The sequence below is a fragment of the Streptomyces sp. NPDC048338 genome, assembly GCF_043201055.1.
In the GTDB taxonomy this organism is placed as follows: Bacteria; Actinomycetota; Actinomycetes; order Streptomycetales; family Streptomycetaceae; genus Streptomyces.
Map to the genome: position 1 here is coordinate 830961 of NZ_JBICYQ010000001.1, position 22715 is coordinate 853675.

The following is a 22715-nucleotide window of genomic DNA, read 5'->3' on the forward strand; positions in this document are numbered from 1 at the left end:
CGTGTTTGGCACTCGCCCTGTCCGAGTGCCAGGAATCCCCCGGCCAGTGTACGGCGGCGGGCATCGCTCCTGGCAAGGAGGCCGCGTCCCTGCCGCGTCGTAGCGGATAGCGTCGCCGCATGAATGTCGCTTGGGAAGAGTCCGGCTGGGAACGACTCGGTGACGGCGTGGGCCGCCGGCGGCTGCCGGGCTGGGACGCCACGGTGGGCCTGGTGCTCGGCGAGGCGGCCGTTCTGCTGTACGACACGGGCTCCACGCTCCGCGAGGGGGCCGAGCTGCGGGCCCAGGTGGAGGCACTGACGGGGGGCCGGAGAGTGACGCACATCGCACTGAGCCACCCGCATTTCGACCACGTGCTGGGCACCGCGGTGTTCGCCGGGGCGGAGGTGTACGGCGCGGTGGGTCTCGACGAGCTGCTGCGGCGGGAGGCGGACGCGCTGCGGACGGACGCGGTGCGCCAGGGGGTGGACGAACATGCGGCGGAGGAGGCCGTCGACGTCCTGGTGACCCCGCGCCACACGGTGTCCGGCGAGTGGACCCTCGACCTGGGCGGGCGGCAGGTGCTCCTGGCCAACGTCGGACCCGGCCACTCGGGCCACGACCTGGCGCTGCTCGTCCCGGACCCGGACGGCGGCCCCGAGGTCGTCTTCTGCGGCGACCTGGTCGAGGAGTCGGGCGAGCCGCAGGCCGGGAGCGACGCGATCCCCGCGCGCTGGCCGGCGGCGCTCGACCGGCTGCTGGGGCTGGGCGGCGAGGAGGCCGTGTACGTGCCGGGGCACGGGGCCGTCGTCGACGCCGCGTTCGTGCGGACGCAGCGCGATGAGCTGGCACGGCGCTTCGGAGTGTCATAACGTCGCGCGAATGCGCAGCTACAACCCGGATCTGACGCCCCCTTGGAAGCGATCGGCCCCCGTCCCGGAGGTCCCCGCCGAGACGGACCTCGTCGTCGAGGAGGTGGCGACGGGGTTCTGCGGGGCGGTGATCCGCTGCGAGGCGGGCACGGTGACCCTGGAGGACCGCTTCGGCAAGCACCGCGTCTTCCCGATGGAGCCACGCGGCTTCCTGCTGGAGGGCCGCGTGGTGACGCTGGTCCGGCCGCCCGCGGGGCCGGCGCGTCCCACCCGGACGGCGTCGGGTTCGATCGCGGTGCCCGGCGCGCGGGCGCGGGTCGCGCGGGCGGGCCGCATCTACGTGGAGGGCCGCCACGACGCCGAACTCGTCGAGCGGGTCTGGGGCGACGACCTGCGCGTGGAGGGAGTCGTCGTGGAGTACCTGGAGGGCGTCGACGACCTCCCGGCGATCGTCGCGGAGTTCGGGCCGGCACCCGACGCGCGGCTGGGCGTCCTCGTGGACCACCTGGTCCCCGGGTCGAAGGAGTCCCGCCTGGCCGCCTCGGTCACGGGCGACGACGTGCTGATCGTCGGCCACCCGTACATCGACGTCTGGGAGGCGGTGAAGCCGTCCTCCGTGGGCATCCCGGCGTGGCCGGCGGTTCCGCGCGGGCTGGACTGGAAGACCGGCGTCTGCCGGGCCCTGGGCTGGCCCGAGAACACGGGTGCGGCCTGGCGCCACATCCTCTCGAAGGTCCACAGCTACAAGGACCTGGAACCGGCGCTGCTGGGCCGGGTCGAGGAGCTGATCGACTTCGTGACGGCGCCGGAGGCGTAGGTACGGCCCGGGGGGCGGTGGCCGCCGCCCCCCGGCCCGCGCATCCCGGGCCCTGCCCGGACAACACGCCCTAGTCGACCAGGTCGCGGACCACCGCGTCCGCGAGGAGCCGCCCGCGCAGGGTCAGGGCGGCCCGGCCCGCCTCGTAGGCGTCCGGTGCCAGGAGCCCGTCCGCCAGGGCCTTGCGCGAGGCCGTGAGACCCGCCGGGGCCAGCAGCCCCAGCTCCACGCCCTCACGCAGCCGGAGCTCCAGCAGGATCCGCTCCACGCGGCGGTCCTCCGCCGTCAGGACCTCCCGGCCCGCGCCGGGCGAGCGCCCCTCGCCCAGGGCCGCCGCGTACGCGCCGGGGTGCTTCACGTTCCACCACCGGACGCCGCCGACGTGGCTGTGCGCGCCCGGCCCGGCGCCCCACCAGTCGGCCCCGCGCCAGTACAGCTCGTTGTGCAGGCAGCGGCCTGCCTCGGAGGTGGCCCAGTTGGAGACCTCGTACCAGTCGAAGCCGGCCTCGGCGAAGACGGTGTCGGCGATCAGGTAGCGGTCCGCGTGGACGTCGTCGTCGGTCATCGGCACCTCGCCGCGGCGGATCCGCCGGGCCAGCTGCGTGCCCTCCTCGACGATCAGCGCGTAGGCGCTGACGTGGTCGGGCCCGGCGCCGATCGCCGCGTCGAGCGAGGCCCGCCAGTCGTCGTCGCTCTCGCCGGGGGTGCCGTAGATCAGGTCCAGGTTGACGTGCTCGAAGCCCGCGGCCCGCGCCTCGGCCACGCAGGCCTCGGGCCGGCCGGGGGTGTGGGTCCGGTCGAGGACCTTCAGGACGTGCTGCCGCGCGCTCTGCATGCCGAAGGAGATGCGGTTGAAGCCACCCGCGCGCAGCTCCGCCAGGTAGGCCGGGTCCACGGACTCCGGGTTGGCCTCGGTGGTCACCTCGGCGTCGTCCGCGAGGCCGAACTCGTCGCGGATCGCGCCGAGCATCCGGACGAGATCGCCGGCGGCGAGCAGCGTGGGTGTGCCGCCGCCCACGAAGACGGTCCGCACCGGCCGCGGGTCGTCGCCGAGCACCTTCCGGGCCAGCCGGATCTCCTCGACGACCTGTCCCGCGTAGTTGTCCCGGGAGGCGAGCACGCCGCCGGCACCGCGGAGCTCGCTCGCGGTGTAGGTGTTGAAGTCGCAGTACCCGCAGCGGGTCGCGCAGTAGGGCACGTGCAGGTAGAACCCGAGCGGTCGCGCCCCGGCCCCTTCCAGGGCGTGTGCGGGCAGCGCCCCGTCCTCGGGCATGGGCTCACCATCGGGCAGTACGGAAGGCATGAGCCCATTGTCCCGTACTGCCCGAGGTGAGCCTCCGGCCTGTGGAAAACCCCGGATCAGGCCTCGCGCGCTCCCGCGTACATCTCGTCGATGAGGTGCTGGTAGGTGCGCTCCACGACCGGGCGCTTCATCTTGAGGCTCGGGGTGAGCTCGCCGTGCTCGACGTCGAGGTCGCGCGGCAGCAGCCGGAACTTCTTGATCGTCTGCCAGCGCTGGAGGCCCTCGTTGAGGCGCTCGATGTAGCCCTGCACGAGCTTGTCGGTCTCCGGGGAGCCGACGACCTCCGCGTAGGTCTTCCCGCCGAGGCCGTTCTCGGCGGCCCAGCCGAGGATGGCGGGCTCGTCGAGCGCGATGAGCGCGGAGCAGTAGTTCCGGTCGGCGCCGAGGACCACGATGTTCGAGACGAACGGGCAGACGGCCTTGAACTGGCCCTCGATCTCCGTCGGGGCGATGTACTTGCCGCCGGAGGTCTTGAAGAGGTCCTTCTTGCGGTCGGTGATCCGCAGGTAGCCGTCGGCGGACAGTTCGCCGATGTCGCCGGTGTGGAACCAGCCGTCCGCCTCCAGGACCTCGGCGGTCTTCTCCGGCAGCCCGTGGTAGCCCTCCATGATGCCGGGGCCGCGGAGCAGGATCTCGCCGTCGTCGGCGATCCGGACCTCGGTGCCGGGCAGCGGCTTGCCGACGGTGCCGGTGCGGTACGCCTCGCCCGGGTTGACGAAGCTGGCCGCGCTGGACTCCGTCAGGCCGTAGCCCTCCAGGATGTGGATGCCGGCGCCGGAGAAGAAGTAGCCGATCTCGGGCGCGAGCGCGACCGAGCCGGAGACGGCGGCGCGCAGCCGGCCGCCGAAGGCCTCACGGAGCTTCTTGTAGACGAGCGCGTCGGCGACCTTGTGCTTGGCCGTGAGACCGAAGGGCGCGGAGGCGGTGCCGGTGCGGCGGAAGTTGTCCTGGGTGACCTTGGCGTACTCGCGGGACACGCCGGCCGCCCACTGGAAGATCTTGTACTTGGCTCCGCCGCCCTCGCGGGCCTTGGCCGCGACGCCGTTGTAGACCTTCTCGAAGATGCGGGGCACGGCCGCCATGTAGGTCGGCTGGACCACCGGCAGGTTCACGATGATCTTGTCGATCCGGCCGTCGACGGCGGTGACGTGACCGACCTCGATCTGGCCGGAGGTCAGTACCTTGCCGAAGACGTGCGCGAGCGGCAGCCAGAGGTACTGGACGTCGTCCTGGGTGACCAGTCCGGTGGCGGCGATGGCCTTGGCCATGTACGACCAGTTGTCGTGCGGGAGGCGGACGCCCTTGGGGCGGCCGGTGGTGCCCGAGGTGTAGATCAGCGTGGCGAGCTGGTCCGCGGTGATCGCGGCGACCCGCTCCTTGACCGCCTCGGGGTGCTTCTCCAGGTACGCCTTGCCGCGCGCCTCCAGGTCGGCGAGCGAGATGACCCAGTCGTCCGTCTCCACGTCCGTGGCGTCCAGGACGACCACGTGGTGCAGGTTCGGCAGCTCGGCGCGGCGCTCGACGGCCTTGGCCACCTGTGCCGCGTCCTCCGCGATCAGGACCCGGGACTCGGAGTCGGAGAGGATGAACGCCGACTCCTCGGCGTTGGTCTGGGGGTAGACCGTGGTGGTGGCGGCGCCCGCGCACATGACACCGAGGTCGGAGAGGATCCACTCCACCCGGGTGGCGGAGGCGAGTGCGACCCGCTCCTCGGGCTGGACGCCGAGATCGACCAGTCCGGCGGCGATGGCGTAGACGCGCTCGGCGGCCTGTTCCCAGCTGAGCGACTTCCAGTCGTCGGGTCCCTGGCCCGAGGCGGCCGGGACCGGGTAGCGATAGGCCTCCGCATCCGGAGTCCGCGCGACGCGCTCAAGGAAGAGGGTCGCCACGGAGGGCGGCCGGTTCTCGATCTGGGTCAGTGTGTCGCTCACGACGTCCTCCGGGCGGCGGCGGTGCGTTCAGGCGGTGCGTTCTGGGTGTTCTACGCGTTCTAACTGGCGAGTAACCTTCGAGCCGGGATCAGAGTAGATGGCCGAAGACCGCCCGCGTAAGAGCCTGCGGCCCGCCGCTTCATACCCGCTTCATAACGAACGGGCCCCCGCACTGTTCGTGCGTGAGCCCGTTCGATGCATCAGTCATCTGATCGGCCGAAGTCCCCGCGGCCGGACGAGACGTCCTACTTCTTCTTGCTCGCGGAGTCGTCACTCGACAGGACGGCGATGAACGCCTCCTGCGGGACCTCCACGGAACCGACCATCTTCATCCGCTTCTTGCCCTCCTTCTGCTTCTCCAGCAGCTTCCGCTTACGGGAGATGTCACCGCCGTAGCACTTGGCGAGGACGTCCTTGCGGATGGCGCGGATGGTCTCGCGGGCGATCACCCGGGAGCCGATCGCGGCCTGGATCGGCACCTCGAAGGCCTGCCGCGGGATGAGCTCGCGCAGCTTGGCTACGAGCCGCACGCCGTACGCGTACGCCGCGTCCTTGTGGGTGACGGCGGAGAAGGCGTCGACCTTGTCGCCGTGCAGCAGGATGTCGACCTTGACCAGGCTGGACGCCTGCTCGCCCGTGGGCTCGTAGTCGAGGGAGGCGTAACCGCGCGTCTTGGACTTCAGCTGGTCGAAGAAGTCGAAGACGATCTCGGCGAGGGGCAGGGTGTAGCGGATCTCCACCCGGTCCTCGGAGAGGTAGTCCATCCCCAGGAGGGTGCCGCGACGGGTCTGGCAGAGCTCCATGATCGCGCCGATGAACTCGCTGGGGGCGAGGATCGTGGCGCGCACGACGGGCTCGAACACGTCGTTGATCTTGCCCTCGGGGAACTCGCTCGGGTTGGTGACCGTGTGCTCGCTCCCGTCCTCCATGACCACGCGGTAGACCACGTTGGGGGCGGTGGCGATCAGGTCGAGGCCGAACTCGCGCTCCAGGCGCTCCCGGATCACGTCCAGGTGCAGCAGGCCGAGGAAGCCGACGCGGAAGCCGAAGCCGAGGGCCGCGGAGGTCTCCGGCTCGTAGACCAGGGCGGCGTCGTTGAGCTGGAGCTTGTCGAGCGCGTCACGCAGGTCCGGGTACTCCGAGCCGTCCAGCGGGTAGAGGCCGGAGAACACCATCGGCTTGGGGTCCTTGTAGCCGCCGAGCGCCTCGGTGGCGCCCTTGCTCAGGGAGGTGATCGTGTCACCGACCTTGGACTGCCGGACGTCCTTCACACCGGTGATGAGGTAGCCGACCTCGCCGACGCCCAGACCGTCGGAGGGCGTCATCTCCGGGGACGAGACGCCGATCTCCAGCAGCTCGTGGGTGGCGCCGGTGGACATCATCCTGATGCGCTCACGCTTGTTGAGCTGGCCGTCCACCACACGGACGTAGGTCACGACGCCGCGGTAGGAGTCGTAGACCGAGTCGAAGATCATCGCGCGGGCGGGGGCGTCGGCGACGCCGACGGGGGCCGGGACGCGCTCCACGACGCGGTCGAGCAGCGCCTCGACACCCAGACCGGTCTTGGCGGAGACCTTCAGCACGTCCTCGGGCTGGCAGCCGATGAGGTTCGCCAGCTCCTCGGAGAACTTCTCCGGCTGCGCGGCCGGCAGGTCGATCTTGTTCAGCACCGGGACGATGGTGAGGTCGTTCTCCATCGCCAGGTAGAGGTTCGCCAGGGTCTGCGCCTCGATGCCCTGCGCCGCGTCGACCAGGAGGACCGTGCCCTCGCAGGCGGCGAGCGACCGCGAGACCTCGTAGGTGAAGTCGACGTGCCCGGGGGTGTCGATCATGTTCAGGATGTGGGTCTTCCCCTGGCCCTCGCCCTCCGTGGGCGCCCAGGGAAGACGGACGGCCTGGGACTTGATCGTGATGCCGCGCTCGCGCTCGATGTCCATCCGGTCGAGGTACTGGGCGCGCATCTGCCGCTGGTCGACCACTCCGGTCAGCTGGAGCATCCGGTCGGCAAGGGTCGACTTGCCGTGGTCGATGTGCGCGATGATGCAGAAGTTGCGGATCAGAGCCGGGTCGGTACGGCTCGGCTCGGGCACGTTGGTAGGAGTCGCGGGCACGCAGGGTCTCGTCTCGGGGCGATGTCGGATCGATACGTAGGCTCCATGGTCCCACGACTGGGATGCGACGCTCGGTTTGGGCGGGCCGGAGGGCTGCTGATACCGTGGACAGCTGTGTCTCGTATGCCCTCTCAGCTACGGGTCACCCTCTCAGAAACAACATCGAACCTGAAAAGGCTCTTTCGTGGCGAACATCAAGTCCCAGATCAAGCGGAACAAGACGAACGAGAAGGCGCGCCTGCGCAACAAGGCCGTCAAGTCCTCGCTCAAGACCGCGATCCGCAAGGCCCGCGAGGCCGTCGCCGCGGGTGACGTCGAGAAGGCCGTCGTGGCTTCTCGCGCCGCCTCCCGCGCGCTCGACAAGGCTGTCTCGAAGGGCGTCATCCACAAGAACGCCGCCGCCAACAAGAAGTCGGCGCTGGCCACCAAGGTTGCCGCCCTCCAGGGCTGAGCTCTGATGTAACCGCCGGACGGGACCCAGCGGGCCCTCTCTCCCGCTCCCACCCGGCAACCCGGACCCGTGCGCGATACGCGTTCGCCACGCGTGCACGGGCCCACCGTCTTCACACCGAAGGCCCCGCGTCCTCCTTCCCCGGGAGGAGCGGGGCCTTCGGTGCGTTCGGGCCCGGACGCCCGGCGTTTTTGCCGTTTCCTCAAAGAAAATTGCCTCCTCGCCACCAGGGGGTCAGGGTGGCCCGCGGACGGCCCCGGCGGGACCGTCCGCCCCTTCCCGTCCACGCGGACCGGTCCGCCTTCCGCCGCCCGGCACTCCGGGCAGCCGGCCGCCGCCCGTCCGCCGTGAGGAGCCGCCATGTCTTCCGTACCGCCCCCGTCCTCCGTCCCGTCCTCGTCCACCGCGCCGTCTCCGATCTCCGCGCCGTCCCGGTCCTCCGCGCCGTGCGGGTCGGGCACTCCGGGCCAGACCACCGACGCCCGTGCGTTCTGGGAGGAGCGCTACCGGGGCAGCGACCGCGTCTGGAGCGGCCGGCCCAACCCGCTCCTGGTACGTGAGGTGGCCGCGCTGCGCCCGGGCACCGCACTGGACCTGGGGTGCGGCGAGGGCGCCGACGCCGTATGGCTGGCGGAGCAGGGCTGGCGGGTCACCGGCGTGGACATCTCGGCCACGGCGCTCGCGCGTGCCGCCGAGCACGCCGAGCGGGAGGGCGTGGGCGAGCGTGTCTCCTGGGAGCGCCACGAACTCGGCGCGACCTTCCCCGAGGGCACGTTCGACCTGGTCAGCGCCCAGTTCCTGCAGTCGCCGGTCGCGCTCGACCAGGACGGCGTCCTGCGGCGGGCAGCCGCGGCGGTGGCCCCGGGCGGACACCTCCTCGTGGTCATGCACGGCGGCTGGCCGTCCTGGCACGGCCCGGACGACCACCCGGCCGGCGTCGTCTTCCCCACGCTGAGGGGCCTGCTGGACGCGCTCGACCTGCCGTCCGGGTGGAGCGTCGAGACGCTGGACGGGGTGGAGCGCGCCACCCCGTCACCCGAGGGCGCGCCGGGCTCGCGCGTGGACAACGTCTGGCGCCTGCGCCGGGGCGTGTGACTCCGCAGCGGGGCAGGTGCGGGGCGCCCGTGCGCCCGCGGCGGGCGGACCCGGCCGACGGGCGCGCCCGCACGCCTGAGGCCCGCGCGGGAAGTGCTGCCGGGTCGTGACGGAAGCGCGCGGGACACGGAGGTGGCCGGCGGCGCGCGCCCGGCACCGCGCTGACGGGCCGCGGCCCGTCACCTCGCTAGCGGCGCAGTCTCGCCGCCCTGGCCACCGCGACGACCGCCTTCTCCAGCGCGTACTCCGGGTCGTCTCCCCCGCCCTTGACGCCGGCGTCGGCCTCCGCCACCGCCCGCAGCGCGAGCGACACCCCGTCCGGTGTCCAGCCCCTCATCTGCTGCCGGACCCGGTCGATCTTCCACGGCGGCATGCCGAGCTCCCGTGCCAGGTCCGCCGGCCGGCCGCCGCGCGCCGACGAGAGCTTGCCGATCGCCCGGACTCCCTGGGCCAGCGCGCTGGTGATGAGCACCGCCGGAACACCCGTGGAGAGCGACCAGCGCAGCGCCTCCAGCGCCTCGGCCGCCCGCCCCTCGACGGCGCGGTCCGCGACGTTGAACGACGACGCCTCGGCCCGACCCGTGTAGTACCGCCCGACGACCGCCTCGTCGATCGTGCCCTCGACGTCGGCGGTCAGCTGCGACGCCGCAGACGCCAGCTCCCGCAGGTCGCTGCCGATCGCGTCGACCAGTGCCTGGCACGCCTCCGGGGTGGCGGACCGTCCCAGCGTCCGGAACTCCTGCCGCACGAACGTCAGGCGTTCCGCCGGCTTCGTCGTCTTCGGGCAGGCCACCTCGCGGGCGCCGACCTTGCGCGCCGCGTCGAGCAGGCCCTTGCCCTTGGCGCCGCCCGCGTGGAGCAGCACGAGCGTGATCTCTTCGAAGGGCGCGTCGAGGTAGGCCTTGATCTCCTTGATCGTGTCCGCGGACAGGTCCTGGGCGTTCCGGACGACCAGGACCTTGCGTTCGGCGAAGAGCGAGGGGCTGGTCAGTTCGGCCAGCGTGCCCGGCTGCAGCTGCTCGGGGCCGAGGTCGCGCACGTCCGTGTCGGCGTCGGCGGCACGCGCGGCCGCCACCACCTGCTGGACCGCGCGGTCGAGGAGGAGGTCCTCCTGGCCCACGGCGAGCGTCACGGGGGCGAGGAGGTCGTCGGTGGAATTCTTCCTGGGTGCCATCGCGTCCCAGCATCCCACGGGCCGCTGACACCCCCGGCCGGACCGATGCCCCGGTGCCGGAGAATGTCCCCGTGAGCGATGTGAGACACGTACTGGTGCTGCCCGACCGCGACGCCGCGGAGGAGGTCGCCGAGGAGCTGCCCGACCGCTTCGGCCTCGCCGAGGAGCCGCAGTTGGTCCGGGACGCCCTCGCGGGCGAGGACGACGCCGAGGACGCCCAGTGGCTGGTCGTGGTGGAGGACCCGGACGCCCGCCTGGACGCGGCGGCGCTCGACGCGCTGGCCGCGGAGTACGAGGGCTGGCTGGAGGCCCCCTGACTCCGGCCGTCCCCCGGACTCGGGCCGTACGTGCCGGCCCTTCCGGCTACGCGTGCGCGCGGATCACGGGCAGCTCGTCGAGCACGACGCCGAACAGGTCCCGGTACGCGGCCCTCACCTCGTCGTCCGTCTCCAGCAGCCGCTCGTCCCGCTGCTCGCCCACCGTGGTCACCAGCTTGTGGCCGCTGAGCGTGATCCGGCCCTCCTGCGTGAGACGGGAGCAGATGAGGGAGCGCGGGAAGTGGGAGTCCGGCGAGGTGCGGTGGTACCAGGCGCCCGCCGTGAAGTCGGCGAGCTCGCGCGGCCGCGTTTCGAGGCGGTACTGCGGTTCGCCGTCCCGCAGCACGTCGAGGTCTCCGTCCGCGGTCGGCGCGATACGGAAGACGCCGCCCGGATCCCGCTGCTCCTCGCGCTCGTCGAGGGCCAGCGGGAAGTGGCTGTGGTTGCCGAATCCCACGTCGGCGAGCCATCGCCCGTCGTCCGGCGTCTCCACCAGCAGCGCCATGTGGTCGTACGGGATGCCGAGGCGCCCCTCCTTGCCGAAGCAACGCCCCTGGAGGAGGGCGACGCGGTAGCCGAGGGCACGCAGGAGCGCGGCGAACGTGGCGTTGACCTCGTAGCAGAAACCGCCGCGCCGGGCGGCGACGACCTTGTCCAGGAGCGCCTTCTCGTCCAGCACGATGTTCTCGCCGAGATGGATCGAGAGGTTCTCGAAGGGGACGCTCCGCAGATGCCGCAGGTGGAGTTCGCGCAGCGCGGCGGCGTCGGGCCGAGCGGGGCGGGTGGCCCCGATGCGCTCCAGGTAGGCGTCGGTGTTCGGTCCTTCGGCGGTTGCGGAACTGTCCATGCCCGCAGTCTGCCGGGCACCCCGGCGAACCGCCATGCGGCTTCGGTCGTAGGCCCAACCGCCGTGCCGGGGAAGGACTTTGCCGACAGGACCTAGGACCCCAGGCCGAGGTGGTCGATCGCGAGCCTGGCTACGGTGCGGACATGACCGATCACGAACCGCCGCGCTCCCGTTCGCGACGCAAGCAGGACGTGCTGGCCCGGCTGGAGCACGACGAAGACCTCTGGGTGGCGACCGCGTCGGCGGACGGCGAGCCCTGCCTCGTCCCGCTGTCCTTCGTGTGGGACACCACCGGCGACTCCTGCGCCCTCGACGGACACGGCGCCGCGAACACCGGCACCGGCACTGACGCGGGCGCTGGCACTGACGCGGGCACGGGTACGGGTACGGGCACGGAGACAGGGGCGGCATCCGACCGGGGCACCGTGCTGTTGTGCACCCGCCGGACCAATCCCACCGCCCGCAATCTCACACCGGGCGGCAGGGTCCGGCTCAGTCTGGGGCACACCCGCGACGTCGTGCTGGTGGACGGGACGGCCGAGATGGTCGAGGGCCATCGCCTCCCGACCGCCTCGGCCGACGCGTTCGCGGCGAAACTGGCCTGGGATCCCCGCGACCGGCCCGCCTGGGTCTACCTCCGCGTGACACCCAGGACGATGAAGGCGTGGCGCGAGGAGAACGAGCTGGCCGAGCGCGAACTGATGCGTGACGGCGTCTGGCTCGTCTGAGGTGAGCCCGCCGCTCAGGCCGACGTCGGCTCCTCCACCGGGGCCGGATCCACCGCCGGCGCGGGCAGGTCGCGAACGCGGGGAAGCGGGGACGGCAACAGCCAGAACACGCTGAGCACGGCACCGGCGGTGGCGATCCACAGGGTCGGGCGCAGCCCCAGCGTCGTGCCGAGGAGACCGCCGACGAGTGCGCCGAGCGGGCGGAATCCGTGGTTCAGGGTGCGGTAGGCGCCCATCACCCGGGCCCGGACGGCGTCGGGTATCAGCGCCATCTGGAAGGAGCCCGCGGCGATGTCCACGACCATGACCGCCGCGCAGGAGAGGAACTCGGCGACGAACAGCAGGAGGACGACCAGAACCGTCGGCCCCTCGGCCAGCGGGATCAGCAGCAGGGGCAGGGTGAACCCGAGGAAGCCGGCGACGATGGAGCGGCCTATGCCGAAGCGCCGTACGACCGCCCCACTGCACGCGGCCCCGATCAGGCCGCCGACGGCTCCCGCGCCGAGCACTCCGCCGAGAACACCGGGGCTCAGCCCGAGTTCGGTCGTCGCGTACAGCACGAACAGCGTGTGGAACATGTAGTTGAAGAACTGGATCGTCCCGGACGCGGCGAACAGCGCCCGCATCGAGGCGTTGCGCACGACCCAGCGCAGCCCCTCGGTGAAGTGGCCCTTGACGACCGGCGACGGCGGGGGTTCCACCGGGTCGATCCGGCAGAGGTAGCCGGCCGACACGAGGTAGGTGAGAGCGTCGGCGAGCAGGGCGAAGGGCGCGGTGAGGACCTGGACCAGCACGCCTCCCACCCCGGGCCCTGCGAGCCAGGCCATCGAACGGCTGCCGTTGACGAGCGAGTTCGCCTGGACGTAGTGCTCGGTCGGGACCAGTGCGACGAACAGCGTGGTGTTGCAGACCTCGAAGAGCACGGTCAGCGAGCCGACCCCGAACGCGACCAGGTAGAGCTGACCGAGGGTGAGGGCGTCGAGGAGGTACGCGGCCGGAAGCGTCAGCAGCAGTACGGCCCGGCCGAGGTCGGCGGCGATCATCGCGCCCCGTCGCCGCGCCTGCCGGTCGGACCAGGCACCGAGGGGCATGTTGAGGAGCAGCGCGGGCAGGAGTTCGGCGGTCTTGAGCCAGCCCATCTCGGCGGCGTCGGCACCGAGGACGAGCACCGCGGCGAGCGGGATCGCGATGAGCGAGATCTGGTCCCCCACGAGGGACACGGTCTGGCCGGCCCAGTAGCGCCGGAAGCTGCGCTCGCGCAGGAGTACGGGTATGCGCCCGGACAGTCTCATCTCTCCCCCTCGTCGGTGCCACCGGTCGTACCGGTGGCGTCGTCGTTCGTGTCGACGCCGTCGTTCACGTCTGCCGCGTCGACTTCGTCGGCCGCACCGTTCGCTGCGCCCTCCCGGCCGGTCTCGTCCGGGAGTTCGCGGTCCAGGTAGGCGATCCGCAGGATGCTCACCGGCCGGGCGCCGTCGGGCCGCAGCGACGGGTCGGACCCGCGCGCCTCGTAGGGCAGCAGCAGCCCCTCGACCCGCCGGCCGAAGTCCGCGAGCTCGGCCGGCGTGAGGTACAGCAGGGAGTCGCCGAACTGCTCGGCCTCCCGCCATTCCCGGGGCAGCCCGTTCCGGTCCTTCATGGCCTCCAGGACCCGTGCGAAGTACCGCTCGGCGGCCGCCGCGGTCAACGCGTCCGCCGCTTGCGCGACCGCCGCGTCCTCGCTCGCTCCGGGCCAGTCCGTGTACCGGGCGGTGGCCCGCCACGGCTTCTCCCTCCCCCGGCCTCCCGGCGCCTCCTCGACCAGCCCGTACTTCGCGAGTATCCGCAGGTGGTACGAGCAGCTGGCCACCGATTCCCCGGTCAGCTCGGCGGCCCGGGTCGCCGTGAACGGCCCGCTCCGCCGGAGCAGCCCCACCAGGGTCATCCGCGTCGGGTGGGCGTAGGCGCGCAGGGCCCTGGGGTCGGTGAGATGGATGCTGCGGGGCTGCTCGTCACCCGGGGGCGCGGCTGCGGGCTCGTTCTCCGGCATGATGTAAAGCTATCTTTAGAAAGACTTCTTTACAAGCGATTCCCCCTCACTCGGCTCCTCTCGCCACGGCCCGCAGTTCCCGGCCCGCCCCCACGACCGCGACGGCCCCGTCCCGATCCGTCCTGAGCACCTCAGCACCTCCCGCGCGCAGCGCCCCGACGGTCCGTGGCGAGGGATGGCCGTACGGGTTGTCGCGCCCGGTCGAGATCAGCGCCAGCCTCGGCCGCACCGCCCGTATCAGCCCGGGGTCCTGATAGGGGGAGCCATGGTGGGCGACCTTGAGGACATCCACCGGCGCCAGCGCCGGGTGAGCACGCAACAGGCCCTGCTGGGCAGGTGGTTCGAGGTCACCCAGCAGGAGCAGGCTCAGCCCTCCCGCGGTCCGGACGAGCAGTGCGACGCTCGCGTCGTTCGGTTCGGACTCCTCCGGGCCCCTCCCCGCGAACCGCTCCCGGGGCCAGAGCACGTGCCACTCCAGCAGCCCGAGGCGCCGCCGCTCCCCGGCCACGGCACGGACCACCGGAACCCCGGCCGCCGAGGCCGTCCGGTGCACGAACGCCGCCTGTCCTGCCGGTTCTTCGAGCCCCGTGGTCTGAATGGCGCCGACCGACCGGCCACGCAGCACCCCGGGCAGTCCGGCGACGTGGTCCGCGTGGAAGTGCGTGAGCACCAGCAACGGGATCCGGCGTACCCCGAGGTCGCCCAGGCAGCGGTCCACCAGCGCCGGATCCGGTCCGGCGTCGACCACGACGGCCGCGTCCCCGCCCGCAGCAAGCACCGTCGCGTCCCCCTGCCCGACCTGGCATATCGCGAACACCCAGCCCGGCGGCGGCCAACCGGTGGCCAGCCGTGCCAGCGGCGCCGGACGCACGACGACGAGGAAGAGCAACGCCGCGCAGCCGGCGGCGACCCCGCGCCGGTACGGCACCTTCCGGGCGGCCGGCACCGCCACCCCGGAGATCCCGGCCAGCAGCAGTCCGCCCCACCACCCGCCGGGCCAGGCCGTCTCCGCCCCCGGCAGCGCCGCACCCCACCGGGCCACTCCCGCGATCCACTCGACGGGCCAGGCCGCGATCCGCGCCACCCCTGTGGCGGCCGAGGGCGCGACCGGTGCCAGGGCGAGGACGGTGAAGCCGAGCACCGTGGCCGGCGCGACGGCCGGTTCGGCGAGCAGGTTGGCGGGGATGGCGACCAGGCTCACCCGGGCGGCGAAGACCGCCACCACCGGAGCGCAGACCACCTGGGCCGCCAGCGCAGCGGCGACCGCCTCGGCGAGCCGGTCCGGTACCCGGCGCCGTCGCAGCGCCTCGCTCCAGCGCGGCGCGAGCGTGAGCAGCGCTCCGGTGGCCAGGACGGAGAGCAGGAAGCCGTAGCTCCGCGCCAGCCACGGGTCATACAGCACCAGCGCCAGCACCGCCGCGGCCAGTGCCGGGATCATCGATCTGCGGCGGCCGGTGGCGATGGCCAGCAGGGCGACGAGACCACAGGCCGCGGCCCGCAGGACGCTGGGATCGGGGCGGCACACGACGACGAAGGCCATCGTCAGGCCGCCCCCGGCGAGCGCGGTGGACCGCAGGGGGATGCCGAGCCGCGGCGCGAGCCCTCCGCGCTCCGCCCGAAGGGCGGTCCCCGGCCTCCCGACGAGAAGCAGCAGAACGACGGTGAGGTTCGAACCCGACACCGCCAGAAGGTGGGTGAGGTCGGTTGCCTCGAAGGCGTCGGTGAGATCGGGCCCGATCCGTGCGGTGTCCCCGACGACCAGCCCCGGCAGCAACGCCCGCGCGTCCGGGGACAGTCCGTCGGTCGCCCGTCGCAGACCGGCCCGGAGCTCCCCCGCGGTGCGTTGCGGGACGCTCGGCGGCCCGGTGATCCGCGGCGGCCCCGTGGCGTCGACCCGCATCACCGCCGCGAACGGTTCGCCGTTGCGTAGCGGGGGTATCAGGCGCGCCTGGATCCGCAGGCGGGTCGACGGCAGCACCCTCAGCCACTCCCGCTGCCCCTTTCCCGCGGGAACGACCAGCAGCACAGGCGTCCTGGCGCGGTGGACCGAGCCGTCGGCCGGCTCGATCCGCGTCACCTCGGCCCTCGCGACGACGGAGACGGGTGCCGTCCGGTCGCCGCGGACCCGGGGACGGGTGAGCCGCGGATCGGACAGGATCGTCACCTCCGCCGCGGCTCGGGCGTGTCTCTCCGCGAGTGCCGGCACCGGGCCGCGCCGCAGGTCCGCCGCGTGCAGACCGCCCGACGCGGCGCCTGCCGCCGCACAGAACAGGACCGCCGCCCCCGCCGTCGCCTTGAGCCCCCGCCCCGGTCCGCCGGGCCCGGCGACCACCGGGATCAGCAGCAGGGCCGCGCCGCCCACGCAGGCCAGCACGCCCGCGACCGTCCACCAACCCGAGACGCCCACGGCGACCGCCGCCGCCCCCCAGGCGGCCAACGCCGGCGGCACGAGCCGGAGATCGGCAGGCCCTTCCCCGTGGCCATCACGCGCGTCGCCCCTCTCTCCTCCCCCGTCGTCGCAGGTCACGTCCAGCCCGTCGGCCCGAGCCCGAGCACGATCACGGCGCTCACGGAGCGCGCCGGCCGCGTTCACGGCCGCACCAGCGGTGCGAGATCCGCGAACCGGCGTTCGCCGATGCCGTTGACCTCGCGCAGTTCGGCGACCGTCCGGAAGCCCCCGTGCTCCGTGCGGTGGTCGACGATGTGCCGCGCGAGCACCGGGCCGACCCCGGGCAGGGCGTCGAGCTGCTCGACGGTGGCCGCGTTGAGACTCAGGGGAGCCGCCCGCGTCCCGGCGACACCGCCTGCCGAGCCCGAGCCCGAGCCCGGGCCGATGCCCGAGCCGGAACTCCCGCCGGGAAGCGCCGCCGGCGGCAGGCCGACCACGACCTGCTCGCCGTCCATGAGTACCCGGGCCCGGTTGAGGCCGGTGAGGTCGGCGCCCGGCCGTACCCCGCCGGCCGCCCGCAGCGCGTCCGCGACCCGCGACCCGGCCGGCAGGGTCAGCACCCCCGGCCGTCGCACCTTGCCGTTCACGTCGACGACGACAGCCGCCGAGGGTGCCCCCGTCACGGGCCCGGCGGGACCCTCCAGGGCCATCGGGACGGCCGGAGCCGCGGTCGACTCCCCACCCCCGGGAGGCGACGCCGCACGCACGATCTCAGGAGCGCGCACGGCCTCCGGCCGGCCGGTCCAGTAGTACCGTCCGGCCACCCCCGCGGCCACGACCAGGATCACGGTCAGGGCGGCCAGCGTCCTCGGTTCGAGTCCGCAGCGCACCTGCGCCCACACCGGTAACCGCTCGCGCAGCGCGAGAGCGAGCCGCTCGCCGAGCGTGGGCCCCGCGCGCTCCTCCCGGGTCCCTCCGGGCGTGTCCGTCTCCGGTGCGCCCCGGTCCGCCGGCGGTTCGTCCGCGCCGTCTCCGGCGGTCGGAAGCGGGACACCGGAGGCCGGAGGGAAGAGCGCCTCCCCACGGCGCCTCGTGGCGGCGCCGCCCGCCGGGACCGGGCGTCGGGTGCGGGACCCACGCCCGACCCGTTCAGGAGGCGAGCCGCTCCCTCCGGAGCGGGCGCGCCCGTCCGACCCCGGCGCGCGTCCCGGGCCGCCGGTCGCTGCTGTCGTCGTGCCTGCGATACGTGTACGAAGAGCCATGCCTCAGACGGTAGGGAGATCACCGGGATCGTGCCGAGATGCCTCGATATCCGTGGATGAATGCCGGGTTGTGGAAAATTCCCTCACTCACACGAGGGACAGACGGCGCCACCCGGCGCCCGGCCCAGCCCCGAAGCCCGACCCCAGGCCCTCACACACCAGGTGCCGTCACCCGCCACCCGCCCCCCGCCGCCCGTCACCCCGGGGGCCGCTGCCCGCCACCGCAGAGTCTCCCGCCGGCCCGGACCCCACCTCGTTCAGCGGGGCGAGACGACGACGGCGAGCAACCCCGGCCCCGTGTGCGCCCCGATCACCGCGCCCACCTCGCTGACCTGCAGCTCCTTCATGCCGGGCAGGCGCTCCCGCAGCCGGTCGGCCAGCACCGCGGCCCGCTCGGGCGCGGAGAGATGGTGCACGGCGACGTCCACCGGTCCGGAAGCCGCGCGCTCCACGGCGATCTCCTCCAGGCGGGCGATGGCCTTCGACGCGGTCCGCACCTTCTCGCGGAGTTCGATCCGGCCGCCGTCCAGTTCCAGCAGCGGCTTGACCGCCAGCGCCGAGCCGAGCAGCGCCTGCGCGGCTCCGATGCGTCCCCCGCGGCGGAGGTAGTCCAGCGTGTCGACGTAGAAGAAGGCGGAGGTCCCGGCGGCGCGCTTCTCCGCCGCGGCCACCGCCTCGTCGAGCGACCCGCCGGCGTCGACGACCTCGGCCGCGGCGAGCGCGCAGAAGCCGAGCGCCATCCCCACCATGCGCGTGTCCACGACCCGCACGGGCACGGGCGCGTCCTTGGCCGCCAGCACGGCGGCGTCGTACGTCCCGGAGAACTCCGCGGACAGGTGGAGCGAGACGACGCCCTTCGCGCCGGCCTCGGCCGCCGCGCGATAGGTCGCCGCGAACACCTCGGGGCTCGGCCGGGAGGTGGTCACCGGCCGGCGCTTCTGCAGCGCCTGTGCCAGTGAACGGGCCGAGATCTCGGTCCCTTCCTCAAGGGCCTGGTCGTCGACGACGACGGTCAGCGGTACCGCTGTGATGGCGTGCCGCTCCATCGTCTGGGGTGGCAGGTAGGCCGTGGAATCGGTGACGATCGCGACATGCCGGGACATGAGCGGGAGGTTACCCGCAGCGGCGGGTCGACGGCAGCCCGGGCCCCGTCCACGGACCGTCCGCGTCGCCCCGCCGGACACTCCACGCCCACGCGCACCACGGCCGACGGGCCCGACGCACCCCGCCCCCGCGGTGCGGGCGCGCCGTGCGACCGCTCGCCCCGTCTGCCTCGGACGACGTCGACACCGCGCCACCCGGTGTCAGTTGGTGGTCTCCGGCCGGCGAGTCTTCTCCCACGGGAAGCTCGTGACCCTCGGGTCGCGTGCCGTGATCGCCTGCGGCTGCTGCTGCTCCTGGGTGGGACGATCCGGCGACCCGCCCGCGTCCTGCGCCGCCCCGTCCGCCGGCCACACCTGCTCGTGCCCGGCTCCCGCGGCAGGGTCCGCCTCGGGCCAGGAGAAGTCCGCCTGCTGCGAGCCCGGGGTGTCGTCGACGGCCGACCAGTGGCGCAGTGCGCCCGCCTCCACGTCGATCTGGGCGCTGAGCGAGGACAGGTCGTCCTCCGCGAACTTCCGCGCCCGGTCCCGGGCGGCCCAGCGCAGCGACTCGGCGGAGTGCGTGATCCGCTCCGTGCGCTCGCGCAGTTCACCGAGCGCGCCGGCCACCCTGGCCCGGTCCGGCTCCCGCTCCAGCCGCTTCAGGTCCTCGTCCAGCTCCCGTCCGTGGCCGCTGAGCCGCTGGAACAGGAGCAGGGACTCCTGGAGGGAGGCGTCCTCGGGCGCGGCCGCCTGGAGCGCGTCCTGCGTGGCGCGCATCGACGTACGCAGGGAGAGCCGCAGTTGGGCCAGCTCGCCCGCGACCCCGCCCTGCCCGTAGCTCTTGGCGCGCAGCGTGGTGTCCTCGACCGTGCGCTTGGCCTGGGTGAGTGTGCGGTCGACGCCGCGCTTGGCCGCCTTGGCCACCTTGACGGTCGCGTACACCCCCAGCGCCACGAAGGCGAAGAAGAGCAGCGCCATGATCACAATCGCGGCTTCCATGTGCGCCCCTCCGGCGTCCGTCGGTTTCCCTCGGTTGTCGCTTCCTCCACCGTAAACGGAAAGGGCAGGCCGGGGGTTCCATCGGAACCCCCAACCTGCCCGTAGGGGAAAACCCCGGTACCGCGATCAGGCGACGATGTTGACCAGCTTCGGCGCGCGGACGATCACCTTGCGGATCTCCGCACCGCCCAGGGCGGCGACCACGTGCGCGTCGGCCAGCGCCAGCGCCTCCAGCTCCGCGTCGGTGATGGACGGGGAGACCTCCAGGCGGGCCTTGACCTTGCCCTTGATCTGCACGACGCAGGTCACGGTCTCGTCCACGACGTAGGCCGGGTCCGCGACCGGGAAGTCCCGGTGGACGACCGAGCCGGTGTGGCCCAGCTTGCGCCACAGCTCCTCGGCGATGTGCGGGGCCAGCGGGGCGACCAGCAGCACCAGCTGCTCGGCGACCGGCCGGGAGAGCGCGCCGCCCGACTTCGTCAGGTGGTTGTTCAGCTCGGTGATCTTGGCGATGGCGGTGTTGAAGCGCATGGCCGCCATGTCCTGCCCGACCCCGTCGATCGCCTTGTGCAGCGCGCGCAGGGTGTCCTCGTCGGGCGCGGTGTCGACGACCGTGACCTCGCCGGTCGACTCGTCGACGATGTTGCGCCACAGGCGCTGCAGCAGGCGGTACTGGCCGACCACCGCGCGCGTGTCCCAGGGACGGGAGACGTCCAGCGGGCCCATCGCCATCTCGTACAGGCGCAGGGTGTCGGCGCCGTACTCGGCGCAGATCTCGTCCGGCGTGACGGCGTTCTTCAGGGACTTGCCCATCTTGCCCAGGACGCGGCTGACCTTCTCGCCCTCGTGGAAGAAGGCGCCGTCGCGCTCCTCGACCTCGGTCGCCGGCACGGCGATGCCGCGCGCGTCCCGGTAGACGAAGGCCTGGATCATGCCCTGGTTGTACAGCTTGTGGAACGGCTCCGCCGAGGAGATGTGGCCCAGGTCGAACAGCATCTTGGACCAGAAGCGCGCGTACAGCAGGTGCAGCACCGCGTGCTCGGCGCCGCCGACGTACAGGTCGACGCCACCGGTGGGCATGCCCTCGCGCGGCCCCATCCAGTACTGCTCGACGGCCGGGTCGACCAGCTTCTCGGAGTTGTTCGGGTCCAGGTAGCGCAGCTCGTACCAGCAGGAGCCGGCCCAGTTGGGCATGGTGTTGGTCTCGCGGCGGTACTTCCGGGGGCCGTCGCCCAGGTCCAGGGTGACGTTGACCCAGTCCTCGTTGCGGGACAGCGGGGTCTCCGGCTGGGTGTCGGCGTCGTCCGGGTCGAAGGTGCGCGGCGAGTAGTCCTCGACCTCCGGCAGCTCCAGCGGCAGCATCGACTCGGGCAGCGAGTGCGCCACGCCGTCCTCGTCGTAGACGATCGGGAAGGGCTCGCCCCAGTAGCGCTGGCGGCTGAACAGCCAGTCGCGCAGGCGGAAGTTGACGGTTCCCTCGCCGATGCCGCGGTCGGCCAGCCAGGCGGTGATCCGCGCCTTGGCGTCGACCACGCCCAGTCCGTCCAGCGCCACGTCCTCGTTCGAGGAGTCGACCAGCTTCGCCTCGTAGGAGGAGAAGGCGTCGTCCCAGGTCGCCGGGTCGGTGCCGCGGTCGTCGTCGGGCTCCACGACGCAGCGCATCGGCAGTTCGAAGGCGCGCGCGAAGGCGAAGTCACGGGAGTCGTGGGCCGGGACGGCCATGATCGCGCCGGTGCCGTAGCCCATCAGGACGTAGTCGGCGATGAAGACGGGGACCTGCTCGCCGCTGACCGGGTTGGTCGCGTACGCGCCGGTGAAGACGCCGGTCTTGTCCTTGGCCTCGGCCTGGCGCTCGACGTCGGACTTGGAGGCGGCCTGCTTGCGGTACGCGTCGACGGCCTCGGCCGGGGTGGCGTGACCGCCGGTCCACACGTCGTGGGTGCCCTCGGGCCACACGGCCGGGACGATCTTCTCGACCAGGTCGTGCTCCGGCGCCAGGACCATGTAGGTGGCGCCGAACAGGGTGTCCTGGCGGGTGGTGAAGACGGTGATCGCGCCGGTGTCGCCGACCTGGAAGTCGACGCGGGCGCCCTCGGAGCGGCCGATCCAGTTGCGCTGCTGCAGCTTGATGGCCTCGGGCCAGTCCAGCGCGTCCAGGTCGTCCAGCAGGCGGTCCGCGTAGGCGGTGATCCGCATGTTCCACTGGCGCAGCTTGGACTTGAAGACGGGGAAGTTGCCGCGCTCGGAGCGGCCGTCGGCGGTGACCTCCTCGTTGGCCAGCACCGTGCCCAGTCCGGGGCACCAGTTCACGGGCGCGTCGGAGGCGTAGGCCAGGCGGTACTCGCTCAGCACGTCGGCGCGCTCGGCGGCGGTCAGCTCGCTCCACGCGCGCGTGCCGGAGACCTCACGGGTGCCGTTCTCGAACTGCTCGACCAGCTCGGCGATCGGACGGGCCTTCCGGGCCTCGTCGTCGTACCAGGAGTTGAAGATCTGCAGGAAGATCCACTGCGTCCACTTGTAGTACTCCGGGTCGATCGTGGCGAACGACCGGCGCTTGTCGTGGCCCAGGCCCAGCCGGCGCAGCTGGACCTTCATGTTCTCCATGTTGGCCTCGGTGGAGACGCGCGGGTGCGTGCCCGTCTGCACGGCGTACTGCTCGGCGGGCAGGCCGAAGGCGTCGAAGCCCAGGGTGTGCAGGACGTTGTGCCCGGACATGCGCGCGTGGCGGGCGTAGACGTCGGTGGCGATGTAGCCCAGCGGGTGGCCGACGTGCAGGCCCGCACCCGAGGGGTACGGGAACATGTCCATGATGAACTTCTTGGGCCGGGCGGCGATCTCGGGGTCGCCCGCCAGGTCACCGGTGGGGTTCGGCGCCTCGTAGGTTCCCTCGGCGTCCCAGAAGTCCTGCCAGCGTGCCTCGATGTCGGCGGCCATCGCCGCCGTATAACGATGCGGGGCCGCCGTCTCGGCAGCCGAATTCATCTCGCTCATGATCCTTGAAGCTCCATCGATCGTCTCTGCCCACTGCCACGAAATGAAAAATCCCCTCGCACAGGAGGGGACGCCGCGCCGATTCCGACCGGAACTCTCATCCGTCGGGACTGATCAGCGCGGCTCGCTAAGCAGAAGGCGTACGGCACGCATGGCGTCAGGGTACCGCAGGGCCCGCGCAGGCCGCACCGACGTTCCACACCGTGACCGGGCCGCCCGGGCCGCCCGGGTTACTCCGCGTATCGCCCTTATCCGGGGCAACCCCAGAGTCAGTTGCCGTTCGCACGCCCTGTAAACGCTGCAAACCATCTACCGGTCGGTATGCAGCGACTTAGCAT

General features: G+C 72.6%; 18 protein-coding genes. 6 read left to right on the forward strand and 12 right to left on the reverse strand.

Going from position 1 to position 22715, the window contains the following annotated elements; all coding sequences use genetic code 11:
- Window positions 1-119: 119 nt before the first annotated feature.
- Window positions 120-851 carry an MBL fold metallo-hydrolase gene (locus ACGFZF_RS03815; protein ID WP_393550890.1) on the forward strand — a complete coding sequence of 244 codons (732 nt, stop codon included), beginning with the start codon at window positions 120-122 and terminating at the stop codon, window positions 849-851.
- 10 nt (window positions 852-861) lie between these two features.
- Entirely contained in the window at window positions 862-1668 is an 807-nt protein-coding gene (locus ACGFZF_RS03820) for a DUF3097 domain-containing protein (protein WP_393550891.1), read from the forward strand.
- Window positions 1669-1738: 70 nt separating this feature from the next.
- Here ACGFZF_RS03820 and hemW read toward each other — a convergent pair whose 3' ends face one another.
- From hemW to lepA, 3 genes are all read right to left on the reverse strand, one after another.
- Window positions 1739-2971, reverse strand: coding sequence for a radical SAM family heme chaperone HemW (hemW, locus tag ACGFZF_RS03825; RefSeq protein WP_393550892.1), 1233 nt, complete (start codon window positions 2969-2971; stop codon window positions 1739-1741).
- A 56-nt stretch (window positions 2972-3027) separates the two neighbouring features.
- Window positions 3028-4902, reverse strand: coding sequence for an AMP-dependent synthetase/ligase (locus tag ACGFZF_RS03830; RefSeq protein ID WP_393550893.1), 1875 nt, complete (start codon window positions 4900-4902; stop codon window positions 3028-3030).
- Window positions 4903-5147: 245 nt separating this feature from the next.
- On the reverse strand, window positions 5148-7013 hold the full coding sequence (lepA, locus tag ACGFZF_RS03835) for a translation elongation factor 4 (RefSeq protein ID WP_393550894.1): 1866 nt from the start codon (window positions 7011-7013) through the stop codon (window positions 5148-5150).
- 184 nt (window positions 7014-7197) lie between these two features.
- On the opposite strand from lepA, the gene rpsT reads away from it, so the two are divergent.
- On the forward strand, window positions 7198-7464 hold the full coding sequence (gene rpsT / locus ACGFZF_RS03840; RefSeq protein WP_137989361.1) for a 30S ribosomal protein S20: 267 nt from the start codon (window positions 7198-7200) through the stop codon (window positions 7462-7464).
- Between the two features lie 360 nt (window positions 7465-7824).
- Window positions 7825-8559 carry a class I SAM-dependent methyltransferase gene (locus ACGFZF_RS03845; RefSeq protein ID WP_393550895.1) on the forward strand — a complete coding sequence of 245 codons (735 nt, stop codon included), beginning with the start codon at window positions 7825-7827 and terminating at the stop codon, window positions 8557-8559.
- Between the two features lie 187 nt (window positions 8560-8746).
- On the opposite strand, the gene holA is transcribed toward ACGFZF_RS03845, so the two are convergent.
- Entirely contained in the window at window positions 8747-9733 is a 987-nt protein-coding gene (gene holA, locus ACGFZF_RS03850) for a DNA polymerase III subunit delta (protein ID WP_393550896.1), read from the reverse strand.
- A 71-nt stretch (window positions 9734-9804) separates the two neighbouring features.
- Between holA and ACGFZF_RS03855 the strand changes: the two genes are divergently transcribed.
- The gene (locus ACGFZF_RS03855; protein WP_147977970.1) at window positions 9805-10050 is read left to right on the forward strand and encodes a hypothetical protein; all 246 of its coding nucleotides are present in this window, start codon (window positions 9805-9807) and stop codon (window positions 10048-10050) included.
- Window positions 10051-10096: 46 nt separating this feature from the next.
- Here the strand turns inward: ACGFZF_RS03855 and ACGFZF_RS03860 are convergent, their stop codons facing one another.
- Window positions 10097-10897, reverse strand: coding sequence for an arylamine N-acetyltransferase (locus ACGFZF_RS03860; protein ID WP_393550897.1), 801 nt, complete (start codon window positions 10895-10897; stop codon window positions 10097-10099).
- Between the two features lie 143 nt (window positions 10898-11040).
- Between ACGFZF_RS03860 and ACGFZF_RS03865 the strand changes: the two genes are divergently transcribed.
- Window positions 11041-11625 carry a pyridoxamine 5'-phosphate oxidase gene (locus ACGFZF_RS03865; RefSeq protein WP_393550898.1) on the forward strand — a complete coding sequence of 195 codons (585 nt, stop codon included), beginning with the start codon at window positions 11041-11043 and terminating at the stop codon, window positions 11623-11625.
- A gap of 14 nt (window positions 11626-11639) precedes the next feature.
- Here ACGFZF_RS03865 and ACGFZF_RS03870 read toward each other — a convergent pair whose 3' ends face one another.
- From ACGFZF_RS03870 to leuS, 7 genes are all read right to left on the reverse strand, one after another.
- The gene (locus ACGFZF_RS03870; RefSeq protein ID WP_393550899.1) at window positions 11640-12917 is read right to left on the reverse strand and encodes an MFS transporter; all 1278 of its coding nucleotides are present in this window, start codon (window positions 12915-12917) and stop codon (window positions 11640-11642) included.
- Window positions 12914-13654 carry a winged helix-turn-helix domain-containing protein gene (locus ACGFZF_RS03875; RefSeq protein ID WP_393550900.1) on the reverse strand — a complete coding sequence of 247 codons (741 nt, stop codon included), beginning with the start codon at window positions 13652-13654 and terminating at the stop codon, window positions 12914-12916. Before ACGFZF_RS03875 ends, ACGFZF_RS03870 begins: the two co-directional genes overlap by 4 nt.
- Window positions 13655-13700: 46 nt before the next feature.
- Complete coding sequence (locus tag ACGFZF_RS03880; protein WP_393550901.1) at window positions 13701-16181, reverse strand: ComEC/Rec2 family competence protein; 2481 nt, start codon at window positions 16179-16181, stop codon at window positions 13701-13703.
- Window positions 16182-16243: 62 nt separating this feature from the next.
- Entirely contained in the window at window positions 16244-17305 is a 1062-nt protein-coding gene (locus ACGFZF_RS03885) for a helix-hairpin-helix domain-containing protein (RefSeq protein WP_393550902.1), read from the reverse strand.
- Window positions 17306-17562: 257 nt separating this feature from the next.
- Window positions 17563-18408 carry a DegV family protein gene (locus ACGFZF_RS03890; RefSeq protein ID WP_393550903.1) on the reverse strand — a complete coding sequence of 282 codons (846 nt, stop codon included), beginning with the start codon at window positions 18406-18408 and terminating at the stop codon, window positions 17563-17565.
- A 201-nt stretch (window positions 18409-18609) separates the two neighbouring features.
- Complete coding sequence (locus ACGFZF_RS03895; protein WP_393550904.1) at window positions 18610-19386, reverse strand: hypothetical protein; 777 nt, start codon at window positions 19384-19386, stop codon at window positions 18610-18612.
- Window positions 19387-19512: 126 nt separating this feature from the next.
- Window positions 19513-22377 carry a leucine--tRNA ligase gene (gene leuS / locus ACGFZF_RS03900; RefSeq protein ID WP_393550905.1) on the reverse strand — a complete coding sequence of 955 codons (2865 nt, stop codon included), beginning with the start codon at window positions 22375-22377 and terminating at the stop codon, window positions 19513-19515.
- Window positions 22378-22715: the final 338 nt, after the last annotated feature.

What these genes read in the sequence shown, in the direction of transcription:
- ACGFZF_RS03815 (WP_393550890.1), top strand. Translation starts at nt 120, where the DNA reads ATGAATGTCGCTTGGGAAGAGTCCGGCTGGGAACGACTCGGTGACGGC.
- ACGFZF_RS03820 (WP_393550891.1), top strand. Translation starts at nt 862, where the DNA reads ATGCGCAGCTACAACCCGGATCTGACGCCCCCTTGGAAGCGATCGGCC.
- hemW (WP_393550892.1), bottom strand. Translation starts at nt 2,971, where the DNA reads ATGCCTTCCGTACTGCCCGATGGTGAGCCCATGCCCGAGGACGGGGCG.
- ACGFZF_RS03845 (WP_393550895.1), top strand. Translation starts at nt 7,825, where the DNA reads ATGTCTTCCGTACCGCCCCCGTCCTCCGTCCCGTCCTCGTCCACCGCG.
- holA (WP_393550896.1), bottom strand. Translation starts at nt 9,733, where the DNA reads ATGGCACCCAGGAAGAATTCCACCGACGACCTCCTCGCCCCCGTGACG.
- ACGFZF_RS03860 (WP_393550897.1), bottom strand. Translation starts at nt 10,897, where the DNA reads ATGGACAGTTCCGCAACCGCCGAAGGACCGAACACCGACGCCTACCTG.
- ACGFZF_RS03865 (WP_393550898.1), top strand. Translation starts at nt 11,041, where the DNA reads ATGACCGATCACGAACCGCCGCGCTCCCGTTCGCGACGCAAGCAGGAC.
- ACGFZF_RS03870 (WP_393550899.1), bottom strand. Translation starts at nt 12,917, where the DNA reads ATGAGACTGTCCGGGCGCATACCCGTACTCCTGCGCGAGCGCAGCTTC.
- ACGFZF_RS03875 (WP_393550900.1), bottom strand. Translation starts at nt 13,654, where the DNA reads ATGCCGGAGAACGAGCCCGCAGCCGCGCCCCCGGGTGACGAGCAGCCC.
- ACGFZF_RS03885 (WP_393550902.1), bottom strand. Translation starts at nt 17,305, where the DNA reads ATGGCTCTTCGTACACGTATCGCAGGCACGACGACAGCAGCGACCGGC.
- ACGFZF_RS03890 (WP_393550903.1), bottom strand. Translation starts at nt 18,408, where the DNA reads ATGTCCCGGCATGTCGCGATCGTCACCGATTCCACGGCCTACCTGCCA.
- ACGFZF_RS03895 (WP_393550904.1), bottom strand. Translation starts at nt 19,386, where the DNA reads ATGGAAGCCGCGATTGTGATCATGGCGCTGCTCTTCTTCGCCTTCGTG.
- leuS (WP_393550905.1), bottom strand. Translation starts at nt 22,377, where the DNA reads ATGAGCGAGATGAATTCGGCTGCCGAGACGGCGGCCCCGCATCGTTAT.